Origin of the sequence: Streptomyces phyllanthi, from assembly GCF_009377205.1 — a bacterium.
GTDB lineage: Bacteria > Actinomycetota > Actinomycetes > Streptomycetales > Streptomycetaceae > Streptomyces > Streptomyces phyllanthi.
The window spans coordinates 1-6,015 of sequence record NZ_VJZE01000522.1; the positions used below are offsets into that span (position 1 = coordinate 1).

Here is a 6,015-nt window from a genome sequence, read left to right on the forward strand (position 1 = left end):
CCCCACCTCCACGGAGAGGACAACCGTGCGAAGAACCCGCATCCTCACGGCCGTACTCGCCCTGTCCGCCGGTCTGCTCACGGGCGGCCCGCCCGCGCTGGGCGCCGAAGCCGACCCGGCGGCCGCCAAGTCGGTGAAGATCGCCGCCGACACCTACACCTGGAAGAACGCCCGTATCGACGGAGGCGGGTTCGTCCCCGGCATCGTCTTCAACCGCAAGGAGAAGAACCTCGCCTACGCCCGCACGGACATCGGCGGCGCCTACCGCTGGGTGGAGTCCTCCAAGACCTGGACGCCGCTGCTCGACTCGATCGGCTGGGACGACTGGGGCCACACGGGCGTCGTGAGCCTCGCCTCCGACGCGGTCGACCCGGACAAGGTGTACGTGGCGGCCGGCACGTACACCAACAGCTGGGACCCGAAGAACGGTGCGATCCTGCGCTCCGCCGACCGGGGCGCGACCTGGCAGAAGGCCGACCTGCCGTTCAAGCTGGGCGGCAACATGCCCGGCCGGGGCATGGGCGAGCGCCTCGCGGTCGACCCGAACCGGAACAGCGTGCTGTACCTGGGCGCGCCCAGCGGCAAGGGTCTGTGGCGGTCGACGGACTCGGGGGCCAGCTGGTCGCAGGTCACGAACTTCCCGAACCCCGGCAACTACGTGGCCGACCCGACCGACACCAGCGGGTACTCGAGCGACAACCAGGGCATCGTCTGGGTCACCTTCGACGAGTCGACGGGCACGTCCGGGAACGCCACGAAGACGATCTACGTCGGGGTCGCCGACAAGGACAACGCGGTGTACCGCTCGACGGACGCGGGCGCCACGTGGTCGCGCGTCGCCGGCCAGCCCACCGGCTACCTGGCCCACAAGGGCGTCCTGGACGCCACCAACGGCTACCTCTACCTGGCGTACAGCGACAAGGGCGGCCCGTACGACGGCGGCAAGGGCCAGCTGTGGCGGTACGCGACGGGTTCGGGAACCTGGACGAACATCAGTCCGGTGGCCGAGGCCGACACGTACTACGGCTTCAGCGGGCTGACGGTCGACCGCCAGAAACCGGGCACGGTGATGGCCACGGCGTACAGCTCCTGGTGGCCGGACACCCAGATCTTCCGCTCCACGAACAGCGGCGGCACATGGACGAAGGCGTGGGACTACACCTCGTACCCCAACCGCGAGAACCGCTACACGATGGAGGTCTCGTCCTCACCGTGGCTGACGTGGGGAGCGAACCCGTCACCGCCCGAGCAGACCCCGAAACTGGGCTGGATGACAGAGGCACTCGAGATCGACCCGTTCAACTCGAACCGCCTGATGTACGGGACGGGCGCGACGGTCTACGGCACCGAGAACCTCACGAACTGGGACAGCGGCGGCAAGTTCACCATCAAGCCGATGGTGCAGGGCCTGGAGGAGACCGCGGTCAACGACCTGGCCTCTCCCCCGTCGGGCGCCCCGCTGCTCAGCGCACTCGGCGACATCGGCGGCTTCCGCCACACGGACCTGACGAAGGTCCCCTCGATGATGTACACGTCCCCGAACTTCACGACCACCACCAGCCTGGACTTCGCCGAGTCGAACTCCAACACGGTGGTCCGGGTGGGGAACCTCGACTCGGGCCCGCACATCGCGTTCTCGACGGACAACGGCGCCAACTGGTTCGCCGGGACGGACCCCTCCGGCGTGAGCGGGGGCGGCACGGTCGCCGCGGCCTCGGACGGCAGCCGCTTCGTGTGGAGCCCGACGGGCACGGGGGTGCAGTACACGACCGGCTTCGGGAACTCCTGGTCGGCGTCGAGCGGGATCCCGGCAGGGGCGACCGTCGAGTCCGACCGGGTCGACCCGAGGACCTTCTACGGCTTCAAGTCCGGGAAGTTCTACGCCAGTACGGACGGCGGCGCGACCTTCACGGCGTCCTCCGCGACGGGCCTGCCGAGCGGTGACAGCGTCCGCTTCAAGGCACTGCCCGGAGCGAAGGGCGACATCTGGCTGGCCGGGGGCGCCACGGACGGCGCGTACGGCCTGTGGCACTCCACCGACGGCGGGGCGAGCTTCACGAAACTCTCGAACGTCGAGCAGGCCGACACCATCGGCTTCGGCAAGGCGGCGACGGGCGCCTCGTACCAGACCCTGTACACCAGCGCGAAGATCGGCGGCGTGCGCGGCATCTTCCGCTCCACGGACAAGGGCGCGACCTGGACACGCGTCAACGACGACGCCCACCAGTGGGGTTGGACGGGCGCGGCCATCACGGGCGACCCGCGGGTCTACGGGCGCGTGTACGTGACGACGAACGGGCGCGGGGTGATCTACGGCGACACCTCGGACCCGGGCGGGGGCGGGGGAACGGATCCCGATCCGGACCCGGAGGACCCCGATCCGGAACCGACCGGCGCCTGCGCCGTGACGTACAGGATCACCAACCAGTGGTCGGGTGGCTTCCAGGCGGACGTCCAGCTCACCAACACGGGTACCAGCACCTGGAACGGCTGGTCCCTGGCCTGGTCCTTCCCGAACGGCCAGACGGTCTCCCAGATGTGGAACGCCGAGTCCACACAGTCGGGTTCGTCGGTGACGGCGAAGAACGTGAACTGGAACGGCACGGTGGCGGCGGGCTCGTCGGCCGGCTTCGGCTTCACGGGAAGCTGGTCGGGGACCAACTCGAAACCGACGGCCTTCAGGCTCGGCGACCAGTCCTGCACGGTGACCTGACACACCGGGCAGGACGAAACGGAGGGCGCGTGCACACCGCACGCGCCCTCCGCGCCTTCGAACGGGCCCTGCTCACCACAGCGAGGAGGAGCCGTAACCTGCGAGAAGGTCAACGAGGTCGGCCTCCCCGGCCGGCACACGAGACGGGTGCGGAACATACAGTCCCACCGCATCCCAGGCGTTGAGCACCGCCTGCTGCGCGGCGGTCCCGTAAGCGCCGGCGGCGTTCGTCGTCAGCTCGGCGAAGGACACGAAGTCGGCGTCGGGACGGAGATCCCCGCCGGTGAGCACGTCGTACCAGATGCGGCCGACGTGGTCCCAGGCGTACCCCCCGAGTTGGGTCGCGGCGAGGTAGAAGGCGCGGTTGGGAATGCCCGAGTTGATGTGCACGCCTTGGTTGTCCTGGTGCGTGTGCACGTAGTCGCGCATATGCGCGGGCTGTGGATCCTTGCCGAGCACAGGGTCGTCGTACGCGGTACCCGGCGCCTTCATCGAGCGCAAGGCGATTCCGGCGACACCGGGGAGCAGCACTTCGTTCCCGATCAGCCAGTCGGCCTGCGCGGCGGTCTGGCCCTTGGCGTACTGATCGACCAGGGAGCCGAAGACGTCGGACAGGTGCTCGTTCAGAGCTCCGGACTGGCTTACGTACTCCAGGTTGGCGGTGTACTGCGTGACGCCGTGAGCGAGTTCGTGGGCGATGACGTCGCGCGACTCGGTGAAATCACCGAAAAGCATCCCGTCCCCGTCGCCGAAAACCATCTGCGCGCCGTTCCAGAAGGCGTTGTCGTAGTTCTCGAGGAAGTGGACGCTGGCGAGGAGCGGGAGGCCGTTTCCATCGAGGGAGTGACGGTTCAGTACCTCCAGATAGAAGGCGAAGGTGTCTCCGAGACCGTCGTAGGTGTTGTTCACCGAGGCGTCCGGTACGGGAAAGTCGCCTTCCCCCCTCACACGAACACCTGGCAGGAACGGCAGGTGCTTGGCGTCGAAGACGGTGCGGTCACGCAGGGCGGCGCCTGTCGGCCACGAAGCCCGGCCGAGCCGCGCCGTCAAGGCTCGATGGGTGCGCTGTGCCGCGTCGAGCGCGAGAGTGCGCCGGGCGGGCGCGTGAACCGCCGGGTCCGCCGCCCGTGCCAGTCGTTCGAGCAGATGCGGCGGCACGATGCCGCAGTGCGTGGCGGCCAGGGCCCTGTGCGGGGTGCTGCGGACGTCATGAGTCATGGGATGTACTCCCATTCATGGGGGGATTGCGGCAGCCTCTTCCTCCCCACCAGTGTTGGCCCGTCCCCGAGGACCGGCAACTCAAGGCAGCGAGGCGGTCAGCGGGGCGGCCGGGCCCGATCACGCGGGCCCGGCCGCTTCAAGCAGACCGGCGGTCCGCCCGGTTCACGGCGTGTAGACCGTCGGCCTGGGGGCCGTCGGCATGCCGCTCCCGATGAAGAAGCTCGTGTGCGGCGGCTGGTTGTAGGCCGTGTTCTGCCAAGCCAGCCCCGTGCGGTACATCGTGTCGTGCAGCAGGGTCGTGATCTTCGTGTTCGTCTCGAGCGGTGTGGAGTAGATACGCAGGGCCGTGTTGCCGCTGGTGCGCCAGACGACCTCCTCGCGCCAGTCGCCGAGGATGTCGCCGGAGAGGACGGGGGTGGACTTGGTTCCGTTGTTGGAGGAGACGCCGGAGCCCGTCAGCAGGCGGGTGTCGGAGGACGTGCCGTACTTGTCGATGCGGGTGCCGTCGAGGAGTTCGCGGACCGGGTCACCGTCCCACCAGGACAGGAAGTTGACGGAGGACGGCTCGCGGCCCTTGGTGGCGCCGGCCTCGTCGCGGATGGACGTGTCGGAGGCGGACCACATCTCCGGGCCGTCGTTGCCGGCGTGGATGTCCCCGGCCACTCCCCTGCCGTTGTCGCAGCAGGCGGCCAGCTTCCAGCGGACCGCGCCGTTGGCGGGGTTGATGTACAGCTCGGCCGGCTGGGACGTGGACTCCGAGACCTTGAAGTACTCCAGGCCCGAGGTCGACGGGTCGAGGTCGCCGAGATGCTGGGCGTCACCGTGGCCGGTCTTCGTGGTCCACAGGCCGTAGCCGTTGTCGTCGACGGCCATCGCGCCGTACACGATCTCGTCCTTGCCGTCGTTGTCGACGTCGCCGACGGACAGGCTGTGCGAGCCCTGGCCGTCGAAGCCCTTGCCGGTGTTGGTGGAGGAGTTGGTGTCGAAGGTCCAGCGGCGGGTGAAGGCCCCGCCCCGCCAGTCCCAGGCCGCGATCACCGTACGGGTGTAGTAGCCGCGCGCCATGATCAGGGAGGGCCGGGCTCCGTCCAGGTACGCGGTGCCCGCGAGGAAGCGGTCCACGCGGTTGCCGTACGAGTCGCCCCAGGACGAGACCGTGCCGCGGGCCGGGACGTAGTCGACGGTCCCCATCGCCCTGCCGGTCTGGCCGTTGAACATCGTCAGGTACTCGGGGCCGGACAACACGTACCCGCTGGAGTTGCGGTGGTCGGCGGAGGAGCTGCCGATCACCGCGCCCGTGCCGTCCGTCGTGCCGTCCGCCGTCTTCATGGCGACCTCGGCCTTGCCGTCGCCGTCGTAGTCGTACACCTGGAACTGGGTGTAGTGGGCCCCCGAGCGGATGTTGCGGCCCAGGTCGATGCGCCACAGACGGGTGCCGTCGAGCTTGACGCCGTCGATGATCGTGTTGCCGGTGTAGCCGGACTGGGAGTTGTCCTTGGCGTTGGTGGGCTGCCACTTGAGGACGAAGTCGAGGGCGCCGTCACCGTCGAGGTCGCCGAGCGAGGCGTCGTTCGCCTCGTAGGTGTACGCCACGCCGTCGGGTGTGGTGCCACCGGCGGGTGCGCTGATCGGCACGTCCTTGTAGCCGGTGCGGAACTGGACGGCGTGCACCGAGTCGCCCTGCTCCACTCCGTTCACGATCGCGCGGACCGTGTAGTCGGCCTGGGCGGGCGCGCCCGCGTGGAAGTAGTTCGTGGAGCCGGTGACGGGGGACGCGTTCACCTTCGTACCGGCGCGGTAGACGTTGAAGGAAACGTTGTCCGGGTCGGTGCCGAGCCAGCGCCAGCTGACCAGGTTGCCGCTGTCGGTGTGCACGCTCACCACGCCCCGGTCGAGCTTCTCGACCTGGCGCGCGGTGGCGGCCTCGGCCGCGCCCGTGGTGAACGTGGTGAGTCCGGCGGCGGCGAGGGCGGTGGCCGCCAGCGTGGTCAGGAGCTTGCGTCTGCGGTGCCTGTGCGGGTGCTGCACGTGGATACCTCCCGGTGGGGGGACAGACGGGTGTCTGTTCCCTCAGTCGCCGC

Annotated in this window: 3 protein-coding genes; 1 reads left to right on the forward strand and 2 read right to left on the reverse strand. The window is 69.2% G+C overall.

The features are described from left to right. The first annotated feature begins 25 nt into the window (after positions 1-25). The gene (locus FNH04_RS39850; RefSeq protein WP_322725223.1) at positions 26-2,713 is read left to right on the forward strand and encodes a cellulose binding domain-containing protein; all 2,688 of its coding nucleotides are present in this window, start codon (positions 26-28) and stop codon (positions 2,711-2,713) included. Positions 2,714-2,785: 72 nt separating this feature from the next. Here the strand turns inward: FNH04_RS39850 and FNH04_RS39855 are convergent, their stop codons facing one another. Next, entirely contained in the window at positions 2,786-3,931 is a 1,146-nt protein-coding gene (locus FNH04_RS39855) for a M4 family metallopeptidase (RefSeq protein ID WP_152790989.1), read from the reverse strand. A 165-nt stretch (positions 3,932-4,096) separates the two neighbouring features. Continuing rightward, positions 4,097-5,962, reverse strand: a complete 1,866-nt coding sequence (locus tag FNH04_RS39860; protein ID WP_322725225.1) for a rhamnogalacturonan lyase — start codon at positions 5,960-5,962, stop codon at positions 4,097-4,099. Positions 5,963-6,015: the final 53 nt, after the last annotated feature.

Excerpts from the sequence above, each read along its gene's own strand:
- FNH04_RS39855 (WP_152790989.1), bottom strand. The coding sequence starts at position 3,931 with ATGACTCATGACGTCCGCAGCACCCCGCACAGGGCCCTGGCCGCCACG.